This is a genomic window from Flavobacterium chungbukense (assembly GCF_020805785.1).
GTDB classification, from domain to species: Bacteria; Bacteroidota; Bacteroidia; order Flavobacteriales; family Flavobacteriaceae; genus Flavobacterium; species Flavobacterium chungbukense.
Genome location: NZ_JAJGZV010000001.1, coordinates 86,113 through 112,938, shown reverse-complemented (window position 1 = coordinate 112,938; position 26,826 = coordinate 86,113). Strand labels below are relative to the sequence as shown.

26 protein-coding genes are annotated in these 26,826 nt (G+C 32.2%); 10 read left to right on the top strand and 16 right to left on the bottom strand.

Translation table 11 applies throughout. From position 1 onward, the window contains the following. The first annotated feature begins 175 nt into the window (after positions 1-175). The gene (locus tag LL966_RS00555; protein WP_229349172.1) at positions 176-685 is read left to right on the top strand and encodes a C40 family peptidase; all 510 of its coding nucleotides are present in this window, start codon (positions 176-178) and stop codon (positions 683-685) included. A gap of 101 nt (positions 686-786) precedes the next feature. On the opposite strand, the gene LL966_RS00550 is transcribed toward LL966_RS00555, so the two are convergent. Then, the gene (locus LL966_RS00550) at positions 787-2,367 is read right to left on the bottom strand and encodes a L,D-transpeptidase family protein (RefSeq protein WP_229349169.1); all 1,581 of its coding nucleotides are present in this window, start codon (positions 2,365-2,367) and stop codon (positions 787-789) included. Positions 2,368-2,491: 124 nt separating this feature from the next. Next, positions 2,492-2,908: a DUF1573 domain-containing protein gene (locus LL966_RS00545; RefSeq protein ID WP_229349167.1), complete on the bottom strand. Its 417-nt coding sequence runs from the start codon at positions 2,906-2,908 to the stop codon at positions 2,492-2,494. Between the two features lie 164 nt (positions 2,909-3,072). On the opposite strand from LL966_RS00545, the gene LL966_RS00540 reads away from it, so the two are divergent. Next, positions 3,073-4,338: a sensor histidine kinase gene (locus LL966_RS00540; RefSeq protein WP_229349165.1), complete on the top strand. Its 1,266-nt coding sequence runs from the start codon at positions 3,073-3,075 to the stop codon at positions 4,336-4,338. Further along, entirely contained in the window at positions 4,335-5,021 is a 687-nt protein-coding gene (locus LL966_RS00535) for a response regulator transcription factor (protein ID WP_229349163.1), read from the top strand. The genes LL966_RS00540 and LL966_RS00535 overlap by 4 nt, the downstream gene beginning before the upstream one ends. 688 nt (positions 5,022-5,709) lie before the next feature. On the opposite strand, the gene LL966_RS00530 is transcribed toward LL966_RS00535, so the two are convergent. Then, positions 5,710-6,015, bottom strand: a complete 306-nt coding sequence (locus tag LL966_RS00530) for a GIY-YIG nuclease family protein (protein ID WP_229349161.1) — start codon at positions 6,013-6,015, stop codon at positions 5,710-5,712. A gap of 95 nt (positions 6,016-6,110) precedes the next feature. Between LL966_RS00530 and LL966_RS00525 the strand changes: the two genes are divergently transcribed. Beyond that, positions 6,111-6,875 carry an MBL fold metallo-hydrolase gene (locus LL966_RS00525; RefSeq protein WP_229349159.1) on the top strand — a complete coding sequence of 255 codons (765 nt, stop codon included), beginning with the start codon at positions 6,111-6,113 and terminating at the stop codon, positions 6,873-6,875. 1 nt (position 6,876) lies between these two features. Here LL966_RS00525 and LL966_RS00520 read toward each other — a convergent pair whose 3' ends face one another. After that, positions 6,877-9,063, bottom strand: coding sequence for a B12-binding domain-containing radical SAM protein (locus tag LL966_RS00520; RefSeq protein ID WP_229349157.1), 2,187 nt, complete (start codon positions 9,061-9,063; stop codon positions 6,877-6,879). Between the two features lie 112 nt (positions 9,064-9,175). Between LL966_RS00520 and LL966_RS00515 the strand changes: the two genes are divergently transcribed. Next, positions 9,176-13,243 carry a DUF7948 domain-containing protein gene (locus tag LL966_RS00515; protein WP_229349155.1) on the top strand — a complete coding sequence of 1,356 codons (4,068 nt, stop codon included), beginning with the start codon at positions 9,176-9,178 and terminating at the stop codon, positions 13,241-13,243. Between the two features lie 69 nt (positions 13,244-13,312). On the opposite strand, the gene LL966_RS00510 is transcribed toward LL966_RS00515, so the two are convergent. Beyond that, a complete protein-coding gene (locus LL966_RS00510) occupies positions 13,313-14,590 on the bottom strand; it encodes an MFS transporter (RefSeq protein ID WP_229349153.1) in 1,278 nt (425 codons plus the stop codon). 272 nt (positions 14,591-14,862) lie between these two features. On the opposite strand from LL966_RS00510, the gene bshC reads away from it, so the two are divergent. From bshC to LL966_RS00495, 3 genes are all read left to right on the top strand, one after another. After that, entirely contained in the window at positions 14,863-16,452 is a 1,590-nt protein-coding gene (gene bshC / locus LL966_RS00505; protein ID WP_229349151.1) for a bacillithiol biosynthesis cysteine-adding enzyme BshC, read from the top strand. A 122-nt stretch (positions 16,453-16,574) separates the two neighbouring features. After that, positions 16,575-17,846 carry an acyltransferase family protein gene (locus LL966_RS00500; protein WP_229349149.1) on the top strand — a complete coding sequence of 424 codons (1,272 nt, stop codon included), beginning with the start codon at positions 16,575-16,577 and terminating at the stop codon, positions 17,844-17,846. 174 nt (positions 17,847-18,020) lie between these two features. Continuing rightward, positions 18,021-18,440: a nucleoside-diphosphate kinase gene (locus tag LL966_RS00495; protein WP_031456090.1), complete on the top strand. Its 420-nt coding sequence runs from the start codon at positions 18,021-18,023 to the stop codon at positions 18,438-18,440. A gap of 100 nt (positions 18,441-18,540) precedes the next feature. On the opposite strand, the gene LL966_RS00490 is transcribed toward LL966_RS00495, so the two are convergent. Genes LL966_RS00490 through LL966_RS00480 form a run of 3 tightly spaced genes read right to left on the bottom strand, consistent with a single transcriptional unit; the run spans position 18,541 to position 19,726 of the window. Further along, positions 18,541-18,978: a hypothetical protein gene (locus LL966_RS00490; protein WP_229349147.1), complete on the bottom strand. Its 438-nt coding sequence runs from the start codon at positions 18,976-18,978 to the stop codon at positions 18,541-18,543. Positions 18,979-19,008: 30 nt separating this feature from the next. After that, a complete protein-coding gene (locus LL966_RS00485; RefSeq protein WP_229349145.1) occupies positions 19,009-19,305 on the bottom strand; it encodes a DUF721 domain-containing protein in 297 nt (98 codons plus the stop codon). Next, positions 19,286-19,726 (bottom strand): lipocalin family protein, encoded by a 441-nt coding sequence (locus tag LL966_RS00480; RefSeq protein WP_229349144.1) that lies wholly within the window; start codon positions 19,724-19,726, stop codon positions 19,286-19,288. The genes LL966_RS00485 and LL966_RS00480 overlap by 20 nt, the downstream gene beginning before the upstream one ends. A gap of 317 nt (positions 19,727-20,043) precedes the next feature. Between LL966_RS00480 and LL966_RS00475 the strand changes: the two genes are divergently transcribed. Together LL966_RS00475 and LL966_RS00470 are read left to right on the top strand one after the other, a co-directional pair. Then, the gene (locus tag LL966_RS00475; RefSeq protein ID WP_229349142.1) at positions 20,044-20,565 is read left to right on the top strand and encodes a hypothetical protein; all 522 of its coding nucleotides are present in this window, start codon (positions 20,044-20,046) and stop codon (positions 20,563-20,565) included. 87 nt (positions 20,566-20,652) lie between these two features. Next, a complete protein-coding gene (locus tag LL966_RS00470) occupies positions 20,653-21,723 on the top strand; it encodes a serine hydrolase domain-containing protein (RefSeq protein WP_229349140.1) in 1,071 nt (356 codons plus the stop codon). A 17-nt stretch (positions 21,724-21,740) separates the two neighbouring features. Here the strand turns inward: LL966_RS00470 and LL966_RS00465 are convergent, their stop codons facing one another. The 8 genes from LL966_RS00465 to LL966_RS00430 form a co-directional block, all read right to left on the bottom strand. Next, the gene (locus LL966_RS00465; RefSeq protein WP_229349139.1) at positions 21,741-22,337 is read right to left on the bottom strand and encodes a Zn-dependent protease; all 597 of its coding nucleotides are present in this window, start codon (positions 22,335-22,337) and stop codon (positions 21,741-21,743) included. Positions 22,338-22,568: 231 nt separating this feature from the next. Further along, positions 22,569-23,522: a signal recognition particle-docking protein FtsY gene (gene ftsY, locus LL966_RS00460; protein ID WP_229349138.1), complete on the bottom strand. Its 954-nt coding sequence runs from the start codon at positions 23,520-23,522 to the stop codon at positions 22,569-22,571. Positions 23,523-23,710: 188 nt separating this feature from the next. Beyond that, entirely contained in the window at positions 23,711-23,863 is a 153-nt protein-coding gene (locus tag LL966_RS00455) for a DUF4295 domain-containing protein (RefSeq protein WP_008468081.1), read from the bottom strand. Positions 23,864-23,937: 74 nt separating this feature from the next. Then, positions 23,938-24,120, bottom strand: a complete 183-nt coding sequence (gene rpmG / locus LL966_RS00450; protein WP_011963553.1) for a 50S ribosomal protein L33 — start codon at positions 24,118-24,120, stop codon at positions 23,938-23,940. A 27-nt stretch (positions 24,121-24,147) separates the two neighbouring features. After that, positions 24,148-24,384, bottom strand: coding sequence for a 50S ribosomal protein L28 (gene rpmB, locus LL966_RS00445; RefSeq protein WP_008468080.1), 237 nt, complete (start codon positions 24,382-24,384; stop codon positions 24,148-24,150). A 71-nt stretch (positions 24,385-24,455) separates the two neighbouring features. After that, positions 24,456-25,709 (bottom strand): CinA family nicotinamide mononucleotide deamidase-related protein, encoded by a 1,254-nt coding sequence (locus LL966_RS00440; protein ID WP_229349136.1) that lies wholly within the window; start codon positions 25,707-25,709, stop codon positions 24,456-24,458. 154 nt (positions 25,710-25,863) lie between these two features. Then, entirely contained in the window at positions 25,864-26,208 is a 345-nt protein-coding gene (locus LL966_RS00435; protein ID WP_184159882.1) for an Hpt domain-containing protein, read from the bottom strand. Then, complete coding sequence (locus LL966_RS00430; protein ID WP_229349135.1) at positions 26,208-26,819, bottom strand: fumarylacetoacetate hydrolase family protein; 612 nt, start codon at positions 26,817-26,819, stop codon at positions 26,208-26,210. Before LL966_RS00430 ends, LL966_RS00435 begins: the two co-directional genes overlap by 1 nt. Positions 26,820-26,826 lie beyond the last annotated feature (7 nt).

Sequence of the window (26,826 nt, the reverse complement as noted above, 5' to 3'; positions counted from 1 at the left end):
AATGAATTATACAGAAAGATACTAAAATGTCAAAATGCAATAAAAAAACACCACATAAACACATCATTTAAAGCTCAACAAATGCTTATTTGTACTTTTTAGGGTGTTTCCGTTCTTTTTCAAATGAAATAACAGTTTATATTTAGCGTTTGAATATATATTTAAGACTAAAAAAATGAAATCACGCCTACTATTATTTTTGTTCCCTATTATTTTACTTTCCTCTTTCACTCTAAAAAATAAAGAACCGCAAATAGTAGTTCAAAATACGAAGATTGAGACCGAAATTAATCGTGATTCTATCATCGTTTATGCCAAAAAATATTTAGGAACACCTTATGTATACGCTAGCAGTAATCCCAAAAAAGGTTTTGACTGTTCTGGTTTTGTAAGTTATGTTTTCAGCAATTTCGGAATGACATTACCGCGAAGTTCAAGCGGTTATAAAAATTTAGGAAAAGCTTTAAAACCAGAAGATTTTAAAGTTGGTGATATTTTAGTTTTCTACGGATATAAAGACAGAACTATCGTTGGACATCTAGGAATTATCTGCGAAGCCAACGGAATGCATTCAAAATTTATTCACGCTTCTTCAGGAAAAGCGCAACAAGTTACGATAACAGCACTTGACACAGAACACTATACTAAACGTTTTTATAAATGTATTGATGTTTTGAGTAAATAGTTTTTTTTTGCCACTAATTACACTAATTTTCACTAATTTTTTTCTGCATGTACAGATAAATTAATTCGCGGAAATTGGTGTAATTCGTGGCAAACTTAATTTTATTCCTCCGTTAAGAGTTTGATAAGACTTTCATCTCTTCCGTAAATGTCTTTATAGAAATTCAAATTTCCGTCACGATCTACCCAAGCGGTAAAATAACCGATATAAACTGGAACTTTTTTCTTAAGTGTGTACCAGCTTTCTTTTCCGGCATGCATCGCTTTGTCAATTCTCGCAGGATTCCATTGCGGATCTACTTTTAGTAATTCAATTGCCAATTCGCGCGGTTTTGCCACACGTACGCAACCATGACTAAACGCTCTACTTTCTCTCTCGAACAAACTCTTTGAGGGTGTATCGTGCAAATAAATATTGCTTGAATTTGGAAATAAAAACTTCACTAAACCTAAAGAATTATTTTTCCCAGGAAGCTGACGAACAGCTCCATTATTCCATTCCAGATTTTTCTTTTGCAAATAGTTTTTATCCTTGGCCATTCCGGGTTTAATCTCAGATTTGATAATACTCGGCGGCACATTCCAATACGGACTAAAAACAATGTTATTCATCATTCCGCTGAAAATAACTGTTTTTGTCATCGCTCTTCCAACCACAACTGCAGAAGTAAAAGCAATTTTTCCATCTTCGATTATATATAATTTAAATTCTGGAATATTAACTTCAATATATTTTTGACCTTTTTCTAATTCGGGATCAATCCAACGGCAACGCTCCATGTTCGCAATAATGGTCTTGATTCTATCAGAAACAGGAATATTTAAATCCTTAATATGTTCTAACAAAATGGTGTTTTTCGGCGTATAACCGTGATGAATTTCGTAGTTTTTAATTGCTTTTATGAAAGTCGTATCGCAAATAGGACTTTTAGTATTTTCCTTAATGTCTTTAGTTACAAAAAGTCTTTCTCTAATCTGAGCCACAACATTTGATGAATCGCCAACTTTTAAAGATTCATAATCTTCACCAACTTCAATAGTTTTCCATCCGCCATTTTTTTCAATTTTTCTGTATTCTTTTAAAGCATCACGAAGCTTGTAATATTGGCTGAACATCTTTTTTTTCTTATCATCCAAAATGGTTGATTTTTTAAAAATAGAATCTGAAAGCACTTGATAATTGAACTTTTTTCTAGGCAAAAGCCATTCTAACGAAATACTTGTTTTTTCATCAAAACCAGCATACACTTTCTCCGCATAATAGTAATACAAGTTCGAAAGCAATAAATCGGTATCTTCTTTGGATAATTTTTTAGTCGGATTATTTTCAAAAACGGAATTAAGTTCTTCCTTATAAGGATAATTGGCTTTTAATCCTTCTTGATCCAAATTTTTATATTGATTGAACAAAGTGTTTCCAAACTCTACAACTCCTTTATTATCCTGCCATAATTGAGTCGATTTGTTTTTCTGATATAAAGAAGTTACATCGGTCTTAAATTTTGACAGTTTAGGATAACTTTCGTAAAACTTTGCGATACGTGCTGTATCTATTGTAAGTTTTAATTCTGGAATCTTTTCCTCTTTTTTTATTGCCTTTTCCTCTTTTTTATCTGCTTTGGAATTACAAGAAAAAACCATCAAAAAAACAACTGCAATAAAGGGCGTATACCAAATTTTCATAAGTAGGAATTTTTATTAAAAGTAAAAAAAATTCTATTAAATCAAAATCGAATCACTGCAAATAAAAAACTCCAAACAATTTCTTGTCTGGAGTTTTCGCCATATAACCAACCTATTAAAATTCTTAAATAACCGTACCTTTTAAAGTAAGGATTTTTGGAGTAGTTTCTGCACTAGTTGTTACAGTAACTGTTTTGGTAAAAGCACCTTTATTTGCAGCATTGTAAGTTGCAGTAACTTTTGCAGACTTACCTGGCTGAATTGGTTCTTTTGTGTAATCTGTAGCAGTACATCCGCAAGATCCTTGAACGTTTGTAATTACTACCGCTGTTTTTCCTGTATTTTTAAACTCGTAAACAATTGCTTTTGGAGTTCCTTGTGGAATTTGTCCTACATCAATTGTTTCTGCTTTCCAAACAATTGTAGAAGCTGTAGTTGCCGAAATTTTAGTTTCAGAAACTAAAGATTGTACTGGAGCAATTGCCGAAAAAGACATTAAGCCAAGAGCTAAAGCTAACATAGAAATTTTGATCATTTTCATAACAGATATATTTAAAATGGTTTATAGTTCAATTTGATATTACAAAGGTAATTCAGACAAAAAGGAATCGCTGTTAACTGGTTTCAAACGTTTGTTAATGACTTGTTAATCGGCTGTTTTAAGGCTAAAATTGATTAATATTACACTCTCAAAATCCTTTATTCTTGAAAATTAATAAACTCAACAGCATCATTCTCTTAGGATTGGTAGCCATAATCAGTATTTTGGTGGCACAATTGCTTTGGACAAAAGAGGCTTTTACGATTGAACAGAAAAAACTGAGTCAGAAAGCCCATATTGCTTTATTGGAAGTGGCTAAAAAATTGTATGAGGGAACTAATCACGAACTTCCTGCACAAAATCCGGTACAGAAAATATCAAATGACTATTATATAGTAAATGTTGACAATGAATTTGAACCTGAAATTTTAGAGTTTTATCTAAAAACAGAATTCAAAAAAATGAATATCACAACGGATTTCGAGTATGCGATGTACAATTGCCAAAGTGATGAAATGGTTTATGGCGATTATGTTTCTCTTTCTAAGAAAAAAGCGGAATGCAAAAAAACGGTTTATTTCCCTAAACATAAAAATCTAGTTTACTACTTCGCTGTTCGCTTTCCTAACGAAACCACTTATTTATTTAGTTCGATGCGATTCTGGTTTATACTTTCGACAGCTTTGATTCTAATTTTACTGATTTACGTTTATTCGATTTTTACGCTTTTGCAACAGAAAAAATATTCCGAGTTGCAACGCGATTTTATCAATAATATGACGCATGAATTTAAAACACCATTAGCTTCCATTCTTATCGCTTCAAAATATTTAATTGAACAGAATCCGATTAAAGAAGACAAAAAACTTTTTACTTATACCGATATTATCATCAATCAGAGTAATAAATTGAACAGTCATATCGAGAAAATTCTAAATATTTCTAAATCAGAATACACTCCTTTAGAATTAAAAAAAGAAAACATTCTGATTATTCCGATTATTGAAGAAGCTATTTCAAATATTAAATTGAAATATCCTGAAGCTTCAGTTAAGATTGAAACTGTTTCTGATGAATATTTAATAGAAACTGATGGATTTCATTTTGCCAATTTAGTGTATAATTTATTAGACAATGCTGTAAAATATTGTAACGAAAAACCTGAAATTACCATTAAATTTAAAGAAGAAAATAATTGTTTAAAACTAGAATTTATTGATAACGGAATTGGTATAAATTCTAAAAAAATATCATTTATCTTTGATAAGTTTTATCGCGTTCAAAATGAAAAAAGCAATGAAGTGAACGGATTTGGCCTTGGATTATATTATGTAAAAGAAATCTGCAATTTGCAGAACTGGAAAATAAAAGCCGAAAATAATACTGAAAAAGGTGTTACGATAACCTTGTCAATCCCAAATAAAAAATGAGAAATTTCAAAATACTTTATGCTGAAGATGATGAAACCCTTGCGTTTCTAACCAAAGATAATTTGGAGCAAAACAATTATGAAGTTATACATTGCTCGGACGGAAAAGCGGCATTGAAAATTTTTGAGGAAGAGGAATTTGACATCTGTATTTTTGATATTATGATGCCAAAAATGGATGGTTTTCAATTGGCAGAAGCCATTCGTAAAATAGATGTTGATGTTCCTATTATTTTCCTTTCGGCTAAAACATTAAAAGAAGATCGAATAAAAGGTCTGCGTTTGGGTGCCGATGATTATTTGGTTAAACCCTTTAGTATTGAAGAATTATTGTTGAAAATTGAAATTTTCTTAAAGCGTTCGCAGAAAAATATTCCCGCAATAAAAACGATTTATGAAGTAGGAAAATATCAATTTGACACCAAAAATTTTATTCTTTATAATGATGAAGAAAAAGTAGGACTAACACAGCGTGAAGCAGAATTATTGAAGTTATTTCTAGATCATAAAAATTCTGTTTTAAAAAGAGAACAAATCTTAACCTCATTATGGGGAACGGATGACTATTTTATGGGAAGAAGTTTAGATGTTTTTATTTCTCGTCTGCGAAAAATTCTTGCCAATGAGGAAGGAATTTCAATCGAAAACCTACACGGAATTGGATTTAGGTTTTCTATTGGGTAAAAACATTCCTGAGTTCCGTAACCTTACAGTTTGTCATTCCGAGGAATGACAAACTGAACTTGAAATTAAGTAATTAAACATATAGTAACCGCAAAGGTTTGTCATTCCGACGGAGGAGGAATCTCCACGACAATTTTCCACAAAGTTATTCCACAAAGTTATTCCAATCTTTGGTTAGCCACTTACGGAGATTCCTCGTTCCTCGGAATGACATACTGAACTTGAAATTAAGTAATTAAACATATACTAACCGCAAAGGTTTGTCATTCCGACGGAGGAGGAATCTCCACGGCAATATTCCACAAAGTTATTCCAATCTTTAGCGAGCTACTTACGGAGATTCCTCGTTCCTCGGAATGACATACTGAACTTGAAATTAAGTAATTAAACATATAGTAACCACAAAGGTTTGTAATTCCGACGGAGGAGGAATCTCCACGACAATATTCCGCAAAGTTATTCCAATCTTTGGTGAGCCACTTACGGAGATTCCTCGTTCCTCGGAATGACATACTGAACTTGAAATTAAGTAATTAAACAGATAGTAACCGCAAAGTTTTGTCATTCCGACGGAGGAGGAATCTCCGCGACAATATTCTACAAAGTTATTCCAATCTTTGGTGAGCTACTTACGGAGATTCCTCGTTCCTAGAAATGACATATTAGACTTTAAAGACTTTATCTTCAATTAATAGTCTAAAAATTCCAATTCAGGATTCATAGTTTTAATTAAAGCAATTTTCTTTTCTCTTCTCCAGCCTTTGATTTCTTTTTCTCGCGAAATTGCTTCTTGAATCCAAGTAAACTTTTCATAATAAAGCAAAAATTCAACATTATATTTTGAAGCAAAAGTTTTGCTTTCCAGCAAAATATTTTCTCTATGCTTCATTATTCTTTTTTTTAAATTATTGGTAACCCCGACATAAAAAACAGATTTCGCTTTATTTGTCAAAATATAAATAAAATAGGTGTGAAAACCTTCTTGTAAATGCATAAAATTAATTAATAACAATCTTGTTAAAAATAAAGAAAAATCTGTAAATTAATTTTCGAAAAACTTTGTATTTTTAATATCTAATTTTCTTGGATATGAAATTACATCATTTGCGAAATGCCACTTTGGTGATTGAAACAGAAAAGCATGTCATTTTAGTTGACCCTATGTTAGGTAAAAGAAAAACGATTCCGCCTTTTACTATTTTCAGATACAAACCTAAAAGAAATCCGTTGGTTGCGCTGCCTAAAAACAGCCGTGAAATATTAAGCAAAGTAACGCACTGCCTAATTACACATTTGCATCCAGATCATATTGATAAAGCAGGTGAAGTTTTTTTACGACGAAAAAGTATTCCAGTAATTTGCAGTTCTAAAGATGAAAAAGCTCTAGTACAAAGAGGATTGAGTGTTATTCAAACTTTAGAATATTGGCAGCCTCAATTATTTTTGGATGGAAAAATAACTGGAATTCCGGCTATTCACGGTTACGGATTTATTGCAAAATTGATGGGAAATGTAATGGGTTTTCTTATCGAATTGGCCAACGAAAAGTCTATTTATATTAGTTCTGACACCATTTTTACAGAACATGTACAAAAAGTTCTAACCCAATTTAAACCAGACATTTCTACTGTGGCTTGTGGCACTGCAAGATTAGATTTCGGACAGCCTTTATTAATGCGAATGGACGACATTTTAAAATTTGTAACTCTTGCTCCAGGAAAAGTAATCGCTAATCACTTAGAAGCTTTAAACCATTGCCCGACTACAAGGCTACAATTGAGAACTGCACTTGCAGATCATGGACTTTTAAGTAAAACTGCGATTCCGAATGATGGTGAATGTTTGGAATACTAAATTACAAAACTAATAATCCAAATTCGCGTAGCGTGTTTATTGGTTTAGAATACCAAAACAATTCAAAATCTTCTAAAGAAGTTTCGAAGTCGTTTTTAACTTCCTGAAAAGTATAGCTTTTAGAACCTGAAACAGCTATTTTTGACAAAATTGAAATTAGCCATTCGCCTTCTTCTTTACTGGTTTGAATGTCAAAACTTTCTTTTTTATCATGAAAAGTTAGCACCATCATTTCCCAACTTCTTCCTTTTTTTGATTTTGTAAAGATTTCTGCTGAAGGTTTTCCGCCAAGCCAAACTACTTTTGCATTTGGTTTTGTATTAAAATCATTTTGCTCCTGAAGTGCATCGAAAATAAAATCGGGATGAATTTTTGTTTTCGGGATTTTGAAATCGAACCAATCTTGAAGTTCATAATCAAAACAGATTCCGTGCATGAAATTAAAAAGTGATTTCTTTAATCCGAAGCTAAATTTATTATGATTTATTCCTGTTGCATCGGTATATTCGATGTCATTATTAGCAAAAGTTCCAATTGTTTCTGTTTTCTTGGTTACACCAAATTGTTCTGGATATAATCCAACCGGACTATGTGCTGTCAGCGCAAATTGATGCCAAAATCCAGATTGTAAAACTCCGGCTTCAAACAATTGCCTAACCATTTCTAAACTATCAACCGTTTCTTGAATGGTTTGTGTCGGATATCCGTACATTAAGTACGCATGAACCATAATCCCAGCTTCGGTAAAATTTCGGGTTACTTTTGCAACTTGTTCAACCGTAACGCCTTTATCAATCAGTTTCAACAATCGATCAGAAGCTACTTCTAAACCTCCAGAAACGGCAATACAGCCCGAAGCTTTTAATAAAAGGCATAAATCTTTAGAAAAGCTTTTTTCAAATCGAATGTTTGTCCACCACGTTACAGCGAGTTTTCTTTTTAAAATTTCAAGAGCCAAAGCACGCATTAAAGCTGGCGGTGCGGCTTCATCAACAAAATGAAAACCGTTTTGGCCTGTTTTTTCGATTAATTCTTCTATTCTATCGCAAAGTAAACTTGCAGCAACGGGTTCGTATACTTTTATATAATCTAATGAAATATCACAAAAAGTACATTTTCCCCAGTAACAGCCATGTGCCATTGTGAGCTTATTCCAACGTCCATCACTCCACATTCTATGCATCGGATTTACAATTTCAATAACTGAAATGTATTTATCTAAAGGCAAATCAGAATAATCTGGGGTTCCCACATAAGCTTGTTTATAATCGTGTTTTAAAGAATTGTTTTTATAAACTACTTCTCCATTTTCTAAAAGAAATGTTCTTTTAAAAGAATCCGAATCGGGATTTTCTAAATGAAAAATTAATTCTTCAATTGGAACTTCTCCATCATCTAAAGTAATAAAATCGAAAAACTCAAAAACACGTTTGTCTGAAAGGGATCGTAATTCAGTATTTGGAAAACCACCTCCCATTGAGATTTTTATGTTGGGATGATTTTGTTTTACCCACTGTGCCGATCGAAATGCACTGTATAAATTTCCAGGAAAAGGAACAGAAATTAAAAACAAAGTTGGTTTTACGGCTTCAATTTTAGCCTTCAAAAGCGAAATTAAAATCGAATCGATATAAGTTGGCTCTTTTTGAAGCTCATTATACAATTCATCAAAAGAATTGGCACTTCGTCCTAAACGCTCTGCATATCGGCTAAATCCAAAATTTTCATCGACACATTCTACGATAAAATCCGAAATATCTTCGAGATATAAAGTGGCTAAATGTTTTGCTTTATCTTGCGTTCCCATTGTTCCAAAAGCCCAATCGAGTTCTTCTAATTGCGCAAAACGAGAAGCTTCTGGAAGAAAATCTTCTTGACAAATCTGTAATGCCAAAGTTGGGTTTTTTCCTTGCAAAAACTGAATTACAGAATCAATAGTTTTGATATATTCATCTTGTAAAGCAAAAATTCTTTTGCAGTTGTCAGTTATTGGTTGTTGGTTGTTGGACTGAAACAAACTTTCTAATCCTTTCTTCGAAAACAATTCTAAAATGACATCAATACCCAAATCTGCTTGAACCGATTCGATATTTTTAGTGTTTAGAAAACCTTTTATATAGGCCGTTGCCGGATACGGTGTATTCAGTTGTGTAAATGGAGGCGTAATTACAAAAAGTTTCGTTTTCAAAAGGAATTATTTTTTTGCAAAAATACGGGTTATTAGGGACTTTTTAGCATTTCATTTTTTGATTTGAAATTGTAAACATTTAATTACATTTGTCACTGACCAAATTACTCAAATGAAACAAAAATTACTTTTTATTTTTTTCCTTATTACTGTTCACTTATTTTCACAAAATAAAAATCAATCTATTGGTTTCAAAGAAAATAAAGGGCAAATTGTCGATCAAAATGGAAAACCAAATACTGCTGTAAAGTATTTATTGAATACAAATGGATTAAATGTTCAATTAAAGAAAAATGGATTTTCTTACGATGTTTATGAAGTAAAAAAGACGCCTATCATTCATTCTACAACTGCAAAAACACTTCCTTATTTAACTCCTGAAAAAGACAATGAAGTAAAAGAAGAATTTAATCTAGAATATGTTTTCCATCGAATAGATATTGATTTTGTAAACTCCAATTCTAAAGTTGAATTAATTACGGAACAAAAATCAGCTGATTTTGACAACTATTATAATATTCCGAATAGACCTGAAGGAGTTACTGGAGTTCATCAATACAAGCAAATTACATATAAAAATATCTATCCCAATATTGATGTTGTTTTTACAATTCCCGATGATCCCAAAAAAACGGTTGAATATAATTTTGTAATTCATCCTAAGGGAAAAATCTCTGACATAAAACTAAAATTTAGCGGTGCAGAAACTGATTTAGTTGATAATAAGATTCAGATGAATGTTCGCTTTGGGAAAATGGAAGAAACGCTTCCTGCGAGCTGGATTGAAGATGGGGGAAGTAAAAAAGAATTAGCAGTTGGTTATACCAAAGTTAAGAAGAATGTTTATGGGTTTAATGCTCCAAATAATGTTTCTGATAAAACTGTGATTATTGATCCAGTGCCTGTGAGATTGTGGGGAACTTATTATGCTGGAAATAATAGTGAGTATTCAACTGCCATTTGTAACGACCTAAACAACAATGTATACTTTTCAGGATATACTTGGAGTACTGCAAATATTGCAACTAATGGTGGGTATATAGAATATTATTATGCTCATTTTTATGGAAATGGCTTTGTAGCTAAATTTAATGCAAATGGTGTTAGACTTTGGGGAACTTATTACGCTGCAGTTCCGACGGCTATAAAAGTTGATAAAAATGAAAATTTATATTTTACCGGAAGTGTAAATGTAGGCAGTAATATTAATAATTCCTTAATAGCAACACCTGGATCCCACCAACCTGAATCTAAAGGATATTATTTTAATGCCTTTTTAGTAAAACTTAATTCTTCTGGAAATAGAGAATGGGCAACTTTTTATGGAGGCGATTATATGGATATAGGATATGATATTGCAATAGATGCACAAAATAACACCTATTTAGTTGGTATGGCCATGAGTTCTAATAATATTGCTTCTACAGATGCCTATCAACCTAGACATGCTGATGATTATTATGGAGATGACGCTTTTATTGCAAAATTTACACCACAAGGAGTGAGGGTTTGGGGAACTTATTATGGAGGAGAAAGAGATGAACGAATTCTTTCTGCTAACATTTCTGACGATGGCTTTTTGTATGTAACGGGAAGAACAAGTAGTACTTCTGGCATATCAACTACTAATAGTTTAGTTGGTTTTGTTTCAGGAATGATTTCAAAATTTAATTTGGAGGGACAACAAATTTGGGGAAGATACTTTAATGGATCAACATTTAGTTTAATAGACAAATCTACCCTAAAAGGTCAGTTTTTATATTTTATCGGTACTACAAACGATCATAATAATTTAAAAAGCATCAATACTTTCAATGAAAATTTTATTGATCTGCCAATGAATTTTGGAACCAGTAGTTATATTGCCAAATTTGATATCAATTCGCAAAATCTGGTTTGGGGAACATATTTTGGGGAAATTATTCAAGATCTAGCTGTAAACTCTAAAGACAAGATTATAATAGAAGGGTGTACTAGTTTAAAATCTGGAATTGCTACTGCTGATGCATACTCTATAACACCCCAATATGGAGATGCATATATGATTAAACTTAGCGAAAATGGACAAAGAGAATGGGGCACATATTATGGAGGAAATGCCAGCGAAGGCACTAATGGAGCTGCAGATGTAAACAATAAAATTTCTTTAGATCGTTTAGATAATATTTATTTGGTAGGAAACACTCAAAGTTCGTCTGGTATTTCTACCCCTGGTGCACATCAGGAAAATTATTCATTAAACTCGGTTGGAGGGCTTTATAACGTATATTTAGCTAAGTTTCTAGATTGTCTATCAAATCCAATAGCATCAAGCAATTCCCCAGTCTGCATAGGCAATACCTTAGAATTAAAAGCCTCAGGAGGAACTAACTACTTATGGACTGGACCAAACGGATTTACATCAACAGATCAAAATCCGACAATTCCAAATGCAACGTCTGCCAATACTGGAGAATATAGTTGTTTAATTACTGGAACAGGCGGTTGCGATGATACAAAAAAAATAAATGTCGTTATTGGAGACATTGAAAAACCTGTTCCAAATGTTACGAATCTACCATCTATAACAGGAGATTGTTCTACTTCCATAACCACAATTCCAACTGCAACAGATGCTTGCGCTGGACAAATTACAGGAACAACTACAAGTCCATTATCTTACTCTTCACCTGGAACTTATACTATTGTATGGAATTATAATGATGGAAACGGTAATTCATCAACACAAAATCAAACCATTATAATTACCAGCCAGCCCTTACCAACAGCAGATCCTCTACAAACTTTCTGCGTTAATCAAAATGCAGGATTGAATGACATTCAAATTACTGGACAAAATATAAAATGGTACAGCAACTTAACGGGAGGAACTCTTGTACCGACCACAACTGTACTTCAAGACAACGCAACTTATTATGCATCTCAAACCATTAATGGATGTGAAAGCGAAAGAGTTCCAGTCAAAATCAATATTCAGGTTACATTTCCTCCAACAGGAAACTCAAATCAACCATTTTGCACCGGACTAAATCCTACGATTTCAAATCTTCAAATTATAGGAACTTCAATAAAATGGTACGATGCATTAAGCAATGGTAATTTATTACCTGAAACAACAGCTTTAGAAAACGGAAAAACATATTATGCTTCTCAATCCGTAAATAATTGTGAAAGTCCTAGATTTGGGATTACTGTTTCAATTATCAATACACCTTCTGCTCCATCGGGAAATCCAGAGCAATCTTTTTGTAAGAAAGAAAACAAAACTCTTAATGATATTCAAATAACGGGACAAAATATCAAATGGTTCGATACCAATTTTTCTGCGGCACCGTTACCAAATACAACTTTATTAGAAGATAATCGAACTTATTATGCCTCTCAAACAATTGGATGCGAAGGAGACAGAACTCCAATTTTAGTAAAAATTTACAATACACCATTACCAACTGGAAATAACAACCAACAATTTTGTATTGATGAGATTGCTATTTTAGAAGATTTAAATATAGCAGGAACGAATATTAAATGGTACAATTCTCCAACAAACGGAAACATTTTACCTGAAACAACATTATTGCAAAATACTGTTTATTACGTTTCGCAAACATTAAACAATTGCGAAAGCGAAAGATTAGCTGTAACTGTAAAAGTACAAGACACTCCAATTCCAATTGCAGATTCTCGTCAAATATACTGCAGCCAAAAGAATGCTAAAATAAGTGATATTGTAATTTCGGGACAAAATATCAAATGGTATGAAAATGAGTTTTCAAATATTGCTATTTCAGAATCAACACTTCTTGAAAATAGAATAACATATTATGCTACACAAACTATCAATAATTGCGAAAGTGATAGAATACCTGTTACAATAAGTATTCTTGAAGCCAAAAATAGTGATTGTATCAATTTTGCTGAAGAACTTCCCTATCCAAAATTCTTTACCCCGAACGGTGATGGCTTCAACGATTTTTGGACAATAGATTCGGCATATTTGGCACCAGGTACAGGAATTAAAATATTCAACCGATATGGAAAACTGTTAAAAGAATTAGGCCTTAATACCTCTTGGGATGGAACTTTCATAGGTCAGCTTCAACCTGCAACAGATTATTGGTTTACAGCCATTAGATTAGATGGCAAAGAATTTAGAGGCCATTTTAGTTTAAAAAGATAAAAAGAAAAGTCCGCAAAGTGTATTTACCCTGCGGACTTTTTTATAAAACCTAATAATGATTCTTTCAATTTAAAACTTATGCTCGTCTTTACTAATCACCAAAAAAGAAACTAGAGATATCAGTGCGGCAATAACTAGATAAAAGCCCACATAGCTTACATCATATGTTTTAGCTAACCAAATGGCAATCATTGGCGCAAAAGCTGCTCCAAGAATTCCAGCCATATTGAAGGTCAAAGAAGCTCCAGAATAACGAACTGTTGTTGGAAATAATTCGGATAAAAAAGTTCCTAAAGGTCCATATGTAAATCCCATCAAAGACATTCCAATACAAGCAAAAATAGTGACTAAGACAATATTTCCTGAACTTAAAAAGTATGAAAAGAAAAACCCAAAAATGGCTATCGCAGCTGTAGCCAGAATTAGCATTTTACGACGTCCAATTTTATCGGCCACTACAGCTGAAACTGGAATAAAAATAGCAAAAAACAATACCGAGAACAATTGAATTAACAATCCGTCTCTTTTAACAATGCCTAAATCTGAAGTTGCCCAGCTTAAAGTAAAAACGGTCATTAAATAAAAAACCAAGAATGTTGTAATGGCAGCAAAGGTTCCAAAAATTAGCTGATTTTTATATGATTTTACCAATTCTAAAAATGGCATTTTTACCTCTTCTTGTTCTTTTTTAGAATTTTCGAATGATGGTGTTTCTGTAATTTTAGTTCTAATGTAAAAACCAACTATAACCAAAAGTGCACTTGCGATAAAAGGAATTCTCCAGCCGTAATTCATAAAATCCTCATTACTCATTGAATCAGTTAATAGCAAGAAAGTTCCACCAGAAAGCAGCAGTCCGATTGGAGCTCCTAATTGTGGAAACATTCCATACCAAGCACGTTTATTTGGCGGTGCATTTTCTATCGCCAATAAAACGGCTCCTCCCCATTCGCCTCCTAAACCAACACCTTGACCAAAACGACATAACATTAATAACAAAGGCGCGGCAACACCAATACTTTCATAACTTGGTAAAAATCCGATTGTAACGGTTGAAATTCCCATTGTAAGCAAAGCTGCCACTAAAGTAAACTTACGGCCTATTTTATCTCCATAATGTCCGAAAAATGCAGAACCTAACGGTCGAGATAAAAAAGCAATTGAAAAAGTTGCTAAAGATTCCAAAGTTGCCATCGTCGAATCTGAACTTGGAAAAAATAATTGAGGAAAAACCAATACTGCTGCATTGGCATAAATATAAAAATCAAAAAATTCGATTGTGGTACCAATAAGGCTTCCAAAAAGAACGTGTTGAAGAGAGTTCTTTTTACTAGGGATATTTTTCATGTAAAATAGATATAACTTTTTTTTTGCTCACAAAAATATGGTTTCATTATTAATAATTTATATTTAGAAGAAATAGTTTTAAAACACTCACTGTTTTTTAACAAATTTCATGTTTTTTCCATTTTAAAAACAACAATTAAAAGCAAAACTAAAAACTTGATTATCGGAGCTTTAAAACAAAAATCAAAAATCAAATCTTAAGCAATCGTTAAAAGCATTTTTAACTGTATATTTTCCTTAAATTTACAGCTATCAAAAATAAATTTAAAATTATGCCTACCGACTGTATCAGCTTTCAATCTTCTGGATATTTTTCTAAACTAATGCAAGATTATTTAGACCAGAAAACAGAATTAAAAACGCTGTACAATAATTTTCCAACAATGGAAAATTTCGAAAAACAGATTAGCGAAAAAGCAGCAAATTTTGATAACAAAAATCGAACTGCATTAATTCAGACTTTGCAAAAGCAATATCAGAATATCGAAATTTCAGACGCTACCAAACAAAACATTACGCTTTTAGCACTCGAAAATACGTTCACAATTACAACTGGACATCAATTAAATCTATTTAGCGGACCTTTATATTTTTTGTATAAAATTATTTCGACGATTAATCTAACCAAAGAATTAAAATCAAAATATCCTTCATACAATTTTGTTCCAGTTTATTGGATGGCAACTGAAGATCATGATTTTGAAGAAATTAATTATTTTAATTTTAAAGGAAAGAAAATCCGCTGGAATGCTGAAAGTACCGGCCCAGTGGGAAGACTATCAACAAATGGATTAGAAGATTTGTTTGAAGTTTATTCTAAAGAATTAGGTTCAAGTAATAATGCCAATACACTTAAAAAGCTTTTTGAAGACGCTTATTTAAAACATGAAAACCTAGCCGAAGCTACTCGTTTTTTAGCCAATAGTTTATTTTCTCAATACGGTTTAGTTATTCTAGATGCAGATGAAGCCGATTTGAAACGTGCTTTAGTTCCCTTTATTAAAGAAGAATTAGAAAACCAAACTTCATTTAAAACAGTTCAAGAATCAATTAAAAAACTTGAAAATTATAATGTTCAGGTAAATCCGCGCGAGATTAATTTATTTTATATTGAAGATAAACTTCGGGAGCGAATCATTTTTGAAAATGACAAATTTGTAGTTAACAATACCAAAATTTCATTTTCTAAAGAAGAAATTTTCAAATTGCTGGAAAGTAATCCAGAAAAATTCAGTCCTAATGTGATTATGCGTCCTTTATATCAGGAAATTATTTTACCAAACCTTTGTTACATCGGAGGAGGCGGAGAAATTGCTTATTGGTTAGAATTAAAAGATTTCTTTGATGCCGTAAATATTACTTTTCCGATTTTATTAGTTCGAAATTCAGTTCTTTTAGCAACTGAAAAACAAGCCAAAAAAGCAGATAATTTAAGTTTATCCTGGAAAGATTTATTTAGTAAATCAGAAAATTTAATCAATGAAATTACACATAAACTTTCTCCATTTCCGATAGATTTAACTGTTCAAAAAGAAGCTCTTGAACAACAATTCAATTATCTTTTTGAATTAGCAGAAAAAACGGATAAATCTTTTTCAGGAGCCGTAAAAGCTCAAGAAGTAAAACAAAAGAAAGGTCTAGAAAATTTAGAAAAACGTTTACTAAAAGCTCAAAAAAGAAAATTACAGGATCAATTACAGCGTGTAACAGATTTACAATGCGAATTGTTTCCTAATTATGGACTTCAAGAACGTCAAACCAATTTTTCTGAATTTTATTTAGAAAATGGAGAACAACTAATTCCGCTTTTAATCCAGAAATTAAAACCTTTAGAACACAATTTTGATATCATAATAATCTAAAATAATTATCTTTAGAAATTAAAAGTGATAATTTAGGAACAAATAACCAGCTCATTTCCGACATTATTGCTCTCTCAAACCAAATAGAATTATATTTTATAACCTATTAACTAACTAACCAAATGGTAAGAGAACGACTAATTTCGCTTGATGTCTTTCGCGGACTAACTATTCTATTGATGACTATTGTAAACAACCCTGGTGACTGGGGTAATGTTTATCCACCTCTTTTGCATGCACATTGGAATGGCTGTACGCCAACAGATCTCGTATTTCCATTTTTTATTTTTATAATGGGAGTTGCAGTGCCTTTAGCAATGCCAGAGAAAAAATATGACGGCACTACTTTTAATAAAATACTGATACGCTCTTTAAGAATGTTCTGCCTTGGAATTTTCTTTAATTTTTTCGGCAAAATTCAATTATTTGGATTGGATGGAATTCCGCTTCTTATTGGACGTTTAGCCATTACCATTGCTGTTGGTTATGCTTTGATGGGAAATTTTAGTAATCGACTAAAAAACATATTTGCTATCGGAATTCTGTTAATTTACCTAATTCTAGCTTATGGAGGTTTTGAGAACTATCAAGATGTTAGACTTCCTGGAGTGTTGCAACGTATTGCTATTGTCTATTTTGTTGTTTCCCTTCTATATTTAAAAACATCGCAAAAAATACAGATTGTTACAGGAATTGTTTTGCTTTTAGGATATTGGGCAGTAATGACCTTAATTCCTGTTCCTGGTGTTGGAGAAGCAAATCTAGAAATAGGAACTAATTTAGCCGCATGGGTAGACAGTATTTTGCTGAAAGGTCACATGTATCATGAAACCAATACTTGGGATCCAGAAGGAATTCTAAGCACACTGCCCTCAATCGTAAATGGAATTATTGGATTAATCATAGGTCAAATTTTATTACTTAATGTAACCAAAGTTCAAAAAGCCCAAAGAATGGGAATAATAGGAACATCACTTATATTTTTCGGATTAATTTGGGATTTGGTTTTTCCAATAAACAAATCTATATGGACAAGCAGTTATGTTTTATTCACCACCGGATTAGCAACAATATGTCTAACAGTCCTATATTTTGTAATCGACATTAAGGAATACAAAAAAAGCTTTAAACTATTTATTATCTGGGGAGTAAACCCAATGATTGTTTTCTTTGCCTCACAGATTATTCCACAGGCATTGGTAATGATTCGCTTTCAGAATCCGTCAAATCCAGCAGAACAAACTAATTTATTAGATTATTTATACCGTTTCGGAATTGCGCCTTTATTTTCTAATCCGATGACGGCTTCTTTGGCTGGCGCCTTAACTTATGTCGGAATCTGGTCTTTTATTTTATGGGTCTTCTACCGAAATAAACTCATATTCAAAGTTTAGTTTTTAAAATTATAACTTAAAGAGGCGTACGGATGTGCGCCTTTTTTTTGCCATAGTTTGATTTTTTGATCTTTCTTGCTCAAAACAGCATTCGAACACATTTAAATTAAGAATTTATTAAAATCAATTCGTAAAAAAAGTATACTTTTGCACAAAATTTAATAAAATATAAAAATGGCAACAAATAGAACTTTTACAATGATTAAGCCAGATGCTGTTGCAAATGGGCACATCGGGAACATCTTAGCAATGATCACTAACGGTGGTTTTAAAATCGTTTCATTAAAATTAACTCAATTAACTGTAGCAGATGCAAAAGCATTTTACGCAGTTCACGCAGAAAGACCTTTCTACGGAGAATTAGTTGAATTTATGTCTCGCGGACCAATTGTTGCTGCCATTTTAGAAAAAGACAACGCAGTAGAAGATTTCAGAACTTTAATTGGAGCTACAAACCCAGCTGAAGCTGCTGAAGGAACTATTCGTAAAGCATATGCTACTTCTATCGGAGAAAATGCAGTTCACGGATCTGACAGCGACGAAAACGCTGCTATCGAAGGTGCATTCCACTTTGCAGGAAGAGAGCAATTTTAATAATTAGTTTCAGTCGCAGTCACAGTTTTTCAGTGATTGTAATTCATAAAAAAATGCTGTTTGTAAATCAAACAGCATTTTTTTTATTCCCTAGCAGGAACTATTTTCTCTCTCCTAAATCGGCTACATTTTCTTTCAAACGTAACTTTAAAGCATCAAAATTTTTATGATAAAAACTCGAAATGCAGCCTATTCGTTTCCCTTTTTCAATAATAAAAATTGACTCATAAGTAATTCCCCTACCAGATTCAAATACATTTACAAAACCATCTAATGCAATATTTTTATACTCGATGGGTTTTCCAATTCCAAGGTAACGTCTCATCATGATACTATCTTGAGTAATTTTTATACTGTTGGCTCTTATTCTTAAAGCTTTAAACCAAAAGATGGCAATAAGTATTAAAAGCAAAACAGGAAAAATCACACTTACATCTGGCGAAACAAAATACAAGTAAACCGCTAATAGAGGAAAAGCACTTAAATAAGTGATCAAAATAATCGGAAAAACTTTGAATTTTGATTCTAAATATACCATAAATTAACGCTCTTATTTAGTACCGAAGGATTATCTTAAAACCACTTCTTTCACTACCTCACGTCCAAGTTCTTCATTAATCATTTTTACGATTTTAGACTTTCCGTGACTTAATTCTTCACGCAGAACGGCAGAGCCCAATTCAACATAAAGTGTGCTGCCTTTTAAAATAACATTTCTGGTATACGTGTTCACTCCGCTTCCCATCAATTGTTTCCAAGCATCACGAACATCAATTTGATCCATGCCCGGCTGTAACTTATTCACTTGAATAATCTGTTGCAAAACAGCGCTAATAGTAGATTCGTTATTTAGTCTTTTCGCCATCGTTCAGAAGATTTATTGGTGCTGCTTTTTTATAATGATATTCTATTTTTTGTGGATTTTTAGTCACAAATTTTTCATCTGAAATCGAAATAACTTCCTCACTCCATTTCGCATAATCTGTTTTATAATCTAAAAAAACCTTTTCTCCTGCAAAACGAACAGAAACATTCTCAAAGGTATCTGTCGTCAAAAACGTCCCATCAAATTGGGGCATTACTTTCGTTCGAACTCCTTTATTATTTTTAATTTGAAAAAAATCAAAAGTCTCGTTCATTTTATACTCCTTCTCCTCTCCTTTCTCAAAAACAACTTTTTCAATTTCCCAATAGCCATTTAATTTAGCCATATCATCAGGCTTAATTTCCTGTTTGCAGCTTACAAATAAAAGCGACAAAACCAAAACTATAAAAGTGTTTTTCATAAATAATAAATATTTTTTTTTAGCAGTAACTTACTTGGTTAACTGACTATAGCATCTCGCTATTTTTTGCAGAAATTTTTCTCGGACTACAAAGATAGTCTTATAATCATCAAAAGAAATACTTTATACATTAATTATTTTACTGTTTTAAAAAACATTTTTTCAAGAATAAAAACAGAAAAATGTCTTATTCTGTTACTATTAAAACTTTTATGAGTAATAATTATTTTGTAACATATAGATTTTTATAGCATAATTGTTTCGAAGAAAAATTTGCTATAAATGATCAAATTTAAAGTTCCTATTTTCAATCAAAAATGAAAAAAACATTACTATTAATTTTTAGCTCCTTAATTCTATTTTTAAAATGCGATCATCAAAAACAAGAAAAAAAAGCTCCTGTCAAATTAGAAAATCATTCAAAAGAAAACGAAAGCAAAACTGACACTCATTCTACAGTAAAAAGCATCTCAAAAACTACAAATTCAGAAGATTCTCCAATAAAAATCGTTAAAGCAATACTAATCGACAATAGCTATTCTCATCATAAGGACATCAAAATAGTTTACAAGAATTCGAGCAGAAAAACAATTAAAGCCATAAAACTTAAATGGTTTTGCATCAACTCATTTGAAGAACCCGCAAGCGGTAATTATTTTTATGGTGAAGGAAATTTTAACGGAAACATAACTTGTTTAATAAAACCTGGAGAAACCAAATCAAAAATATGGGAAGATTTCTCGACAGATGCAGATAAAATCATTAAAGTCACAGTTTATTACATTGTTTATAATGATGGAAGCAAATGGGAATTAAACGAAGAAAAAAAACCAATATAATCCTTATAAACCTAAAAATAAGTTTGTTAACACATTAAACTTTTTTACATATTTTTGGTCAAACCCCAAAACCAAAAACAAAAAGACATGACCAAATCTATTTGCACCATTTTGCTAGCGCTATTTTTTATAGCCTGCAGTAAAGATTCATCCGAAACAGATCCAACTCCAATTCCCGACGAAAAAATGTATTTCCCGCCAATAACTGGGTCTAGTTGGGAAACAAAATCAATTACTGAGCTAAAATGGAATCAAAATGCAGTACAGCCTCTTCTGGATTATTTAGAACTCAAAAACTCTAAGTCGTTTATCATTTTAGTTAATGGACGAATCGTTTTAGAAAATTATTTTAATAAACATACTGCCACAACAAACTGGTACTGGGCTAGTGCAGGAAAGACTTTAACCTCTACTATGACTGGAATTGCGCAGCAAGAAGGACTTTTAAATATCAACAATAAAGTATCAGATTATATCGGAACTGGATGGACAAGCGAAACTTTAGCTCAAGAAAACCAAATTACCTGTAAAAATTTACTTTCTATGACTTCTGGACTTGACGACGGCACAGACGATGTTGACACCGAAGATTTAATCTATAAAGCTGATGCAGGAAAAAGATGGGCTTATCATAATGTTTATGTAAAACTTCAAGACGTTGTAGCTAAAGCAAGCAAACAAACTTGGGAAAATTATTTCAACAACAAATTAAGAAATAAAATCGGAATGGACGGCAATTGGGTACAATTGGGTGTTAATAGCGTTTACACGAGCACTACAAGAAGTATGGCCCGTTTCGGACTATTAATGTTAAACAATGGAAAATGGGAAAACGAAACCATTTTGAATGAAGCTTATTTTAATGAAGCAACATCAACTTCGCAAAATATTAATTTAGGATACGGTTATTTATGGTGGCTAAATGGAAAAACGAGTTATCATTTACCCCAATCTCAACTTGTTTTTCAAGGAAGTATAATCTCAACTGGACCAAACGATATGTTTATGGCTTTAGGAAAAAATGATCAAAAGATCTATGTAGTGCCAAGCAAAAAAATGGTAGTAATAAGAATGGGAGACGCCGCAGATAATGTAAATCTCGCTCTATCAGATTTTGACAAAACTTTGTGGGAGAAAATTAATGCTTTGTATCAATAACAAATAAAATTAGCAATTCAAATTAATCGCCAACCTTTACTTTTTAAAAAGCTTTTGCAATTATTGCAGAAGCTTTTTTCTTGATCAAAAGGATTTCCGCCTTCTGCATCACGCATCAAACAAGCTTTTTCTTTACAATGGGGCAAACCTTCAGTATGTCCCAATTCATGTAGAACCAACTTATAAAACTGTTCGTTTTTATTTTTGCTAGACAATCTAAAATCAGAAACGACACAGGCTTTTCCAGGTCTATAACCCAAACCCATTATTCCCCAATCTTTGATACCATTTTTTGTAGTACTAATATCAAAATGCGACAATCCAACAATTACAGAATCTTTACCGATTTTATTTTTTAGATTTTTAATAATACTGTCCGCACGATATCTATTTCGAGGACTATAAAAGGATTTTTCAGGAAACTCAATATTATCCATCAAAATCACTTTCGAATTAATGGCTTTTATCTCCGCAAAAACCTTTTGAGATTGTTTTTGCTGGAAATTACCTAAAGGCTGAATAACAATAACTTTTTGAGCTATTATTGTATTTTCATTGTTCTTATTTTTACAAGACAACAAGCTTAAGAGAAAAATGAAAACGCAATATTTCATAAAAGTTAAATACTCAACAAATCAGTTGTTATATTTTCTTACTACTATCGTTTGGTTTGAATTCTTTTAAGAATTCCTAAAAAAAATAAAATTACCCCAAGCACCAAGAGTACATAATAAATCGAAAGATTATTATCTTTCAAAACATTCGCCAAAACAAAACTTATAATACTGGCAAAATAAAAAGTAACAGCCGATATATTTTTTATAGATTCAAAACTCATTATAAATTTATTTAAAGAAACTGTCTACGAATTCATATTTATTAAAGACTTGCAAATCTTCAATTCCTTCGCCAACACCAATATATTTTACAGGAATCTGAAACTGATCTGAAATACCAATTACAACCCCACCTTTAGCAGTTCCGTCTAATTTAGTTACAGCTAATGAAGTTACTTCTGTTGCTGCAGTAAATTGTTTCGCTTGCTCAAAAGCATTTTGACCAGTAGAACCATCTAAAACCAAAAGCACGTCGTGAGGCGCATCGGCAACAACTTTCTGCATAACACGTTTTACTTTTGTTAACTCGTTCATCAAATTAATTTTATTATGAAGACGTCCAGCAGTATCAATAATAACAACATCAGCATTTTGAGCAACAGCAGACTGCAAAGTATCAAAAGCTACAGAAGCTGGATCACTACCCATATTTTGTCTTACAATTGGCACATCTACTCTATCTGCCCAAACTTGCAATTGATCAATCGCCGCAGCACGGAAAGTATCCGCAGCTCCTAAAACTACTTTATGACCCGCTTTTTTAAACTGATACGCTAATTTACCAATGGTTGTTGTTTTACCAACTCCATTTACCCCTACAACCATTAGAACGTAAGGTTTTTTATCTTTTGGGATTTCGAATTCGGTTGCTTCACCAGTATTGGTTTCAGACAACAATGCACCAATTTCATCACGGAGAATTTGATTAAGCTCATCTGTACCTAAATATTTATCTTCGGCAACACGTTTTTCAATTCTTGAAATGATCTTCAAAGTAGTATTTACACCAACATCCGAACCAACTAGAACCTCTTCTAAATCATCTAAAACATCATCATCGACTTTAGATTTTCCAGCAACGGCTTTACTTAACTTTGAGAAAAAAGTAGTTTTTGATTTTTCAAGACCTTTGTCTAAAGTCTCTTTTTTATCAGTAGAGAATAATTTTTTAAAAAAACTCATTTTTTTGTAGATTTTTAGATTTATTAGACCTCTTGATTTTTAGATCAGAAATCCAAATCTTTAAAGAAACTGCAATTCTCTTTCAAAAAAGAGCAAATTATTACAATTCTTTAAAATTTCAGACAAATATAGGTAATAAAAAAGCTACTTCCGAAAGAAAGTAGCTTTTCTATATAATGTAATTGTAATTATTTCTTTTTCAAGAATTCATCAACTTCTTCAGGAGCCATAATAGATTCTACGAATGTATATGCACCAGTTTTTGGAGATTTTACCATTTTGATGGCTTTTGATAATCTCTTAGAAGATGTTTGTAACGATGCTACGGTTTTCTTTGCCATGATTCAATGTTATTTGAAATTCAATAAATCTTCAAATGAAAAACCATTTGAGATTTTATCAAAATCTCTAATTATTACTTAATTTCTTTGTGAACAGTTACTCTTTTCAAAACTGGATTAAATTTTTTAATCTCTAATCTGTCTGGAGTATTTTTTTTGTTCTTAGTTGTAATGTATCTAGAAGTTCCTGCAACACCAGAAGCTTTGTGCTCAGTACATTCTAAAATTACTTGGATTCTATTACCTTTCTTTGCCATCTTGCTATATATTTATTTAGGAAAAGATTATTTGATAAATCCTTCTGACTGTGCTTTTTTCAAAACAGCAGTGATTCCATTTTTATTAATTGTTTTTATCGTAGATGCTGCTACTCTAAGAGTAATCCATCTATCTTCTTCTGGAAGATAAAAACGCTTTTTAACTAAGTTTACAGAAAACTTTCTCTTAGTTTTGTTCATAGCGTGAGAAACGTTATTTCCTACCATCGCTCTTTTACCTGTAAGGTCACAAACTCTTGACATTATACTTATCTTTTATCGTTATTCAAAATCAGGGTGCAAAGAAAAGAAAAATAAACCATTGTAGCAAAAAATTATTGCACAATTTTTAAAATTTCTTTCTGTAATATTTCCAAACTCTTAACAGATGCCCTATCTATCACTTTTTCACGCGGTTGTCCGAAGTTAAATTCTTCTACTATTACTTCGTTTGGCGTTGCTAAAGCAATAAAAACAGTACCAATTTCTGCGTCAGAATCACCTTTTGACGGACCAGCATTCCCCGTCGTTGCTATTCCGTAGTCTGTTTTTAGTAAGTTTTTCACATTCAAAGCCATAGCAGAAGCAACTTCAGCACTAACTACTGAGAATTGATCTATTACATTTTGAGAAACGCCAAGAACATCCACTTTGATTTCGGTTGCATAAGAAACAACACTTCCTTTAAAATAGCTGGATGATCCTGGAACAGCAGACAAAAGCGACGCTATTCTTCCTCCAGTGCAACTTTCGGCTGTAGAAACAGTTTTATTTTGCTTAGACAGCAATTTACCAATAACCGTTTCTATTGTTTCGTTTTCTTCGTAACCAACTATGATATCATGAATTATTGCATCTAAAGATTTGACATTAGACTCAATAGCTTCTTCCAACACTTCTTTATCCGTTCCTCGAGCTGTTAAACGCAAACGAACTCTTCCCGGATTTGGCAGATAGGCCAGCTTTATAAACTCTGGAAGATTATTTTCCCATTGCTCAATACGCTCTGCAACTAAACTTTCACCTTGCCCGTAAGTTAAAATCGTTTTATGAATGATATAAGGACGTTTGTATTCTCGTACAATTTTTGGAATTATCTGCTCTTCTACCAAATATTTCATTTCATAAGGGACCCCTGGAAGCGAAATAAATACGGTATCTTCTTTTTTCATCCACATTCCCGGTGCGGTTCCAACTTGATTATGCAATACCGTACAAGTTGAAGGCACCAAAGCCTGATCTTTATTTAATTGCGAAATAGGCCTTTTATAAAAACCTTCAATCAATTGCGTAACATGCGCCAGAACTTCTGGATTCACAACCAGTTCATCATCAAAATAGTCGCAAAAAGTCTTTTTTGTAACATCATCTTTAGTCGGTCCTAAACCACCAGTAACTATTACAACATCTACTCTATTCTGAAATTGCGAAAAAGTATCTAGAATATGTTTTTTATCATCGCTAATCGAAAGCATTTCTACTACCTCAACCCCAATTCTATCAAGCGATTTAGCAATAAAAGCTGAATTTGTATCTACTATTTGACCAATTAGAATTTCATCTCCAATTGTTATGATTGCTGCTTTCATATCTACTTAAAGAAAATTTTACCTGATTTAAACAGGTTATTATTTAGGAAGAAAATCCAATATTGGAATCTGACTTTGCAGAACCTCTATTTTTAAAACTAGAAAAAAAAACCCAATCCTTTTCAAAACAAGAATTGGGTTTTATGACATTTTATTACAAATCAAAGTCTTTTTTTATCTCTTTGATCGCTTCTTTAACTTGTATCTTAATACTCTTAAAAGTCTCAATAATATCCTTTTTCTTACCTTCAGCTTTTGTCCAAGCTTCTACTTGAAGAATTTCTTCAAAAGCTACATTTAATCCCATTAAATCCAAAGTAGGCTTTATTTTATGCGCATAAGAATAGGCATATTTATGATCCTTTTTCTTGATTCCTTCTTTGATTTGTTTTAAATCTTCCGGAACTTCTGTTACAAATAAAGTCAAAATCTGATTTACAAATTCAGGATCATTGTCAGAAAGCGCATACACTTTCGAAAGGTTATATTTTAAAGCCATTATTTTACTTGTATTCTGAATAATTTTTTATCTTCTAAAAAGCCTTCTAAAACATCATTTGGTTTTACTGCCGAAACGCCTGCTGGTGTTCCTGTAAAAATAACATCTCCAATTTTTAATGTAAAAAATTGAGACACATGCGAAATCAGTTCATCAATCTTCCAAAGCATCATGCTTGAATTTCCTTTCTGAACGGTTTCTCCATTTGTTCTTAATTCAAAATTAAGGTTTTCCATAGAAACAAAATCAGTTTTTGGCAAAAAATCACCAATAACTGCTGAACCGTCAAATGCTTTGGCTTTTTCCCACGGAAGTCCTTTTTCCTTAAGCTTACTCTGTAGATCTCGCGCTGTAAAATCGATTCCAACACTTATTTCATCATAATACTTATGAGCAAATTTCGGTTCGATGTATTTTCCAACTTTATTAATCTTTACGATTATTTCAACTTCGTGATGAACGTCTTCAGAAAATTCAGGAATCACAAACGGATGCTGTTTCAACAAAACTGCAGAATCAGGTTTCATAAAAACAACTGGCTCGCTTGGACGCTCGTTTTTCAATTCTTCTATATGATTGGCATAATTCCTGCCGACACAGATAATTTTCATTCTTTTT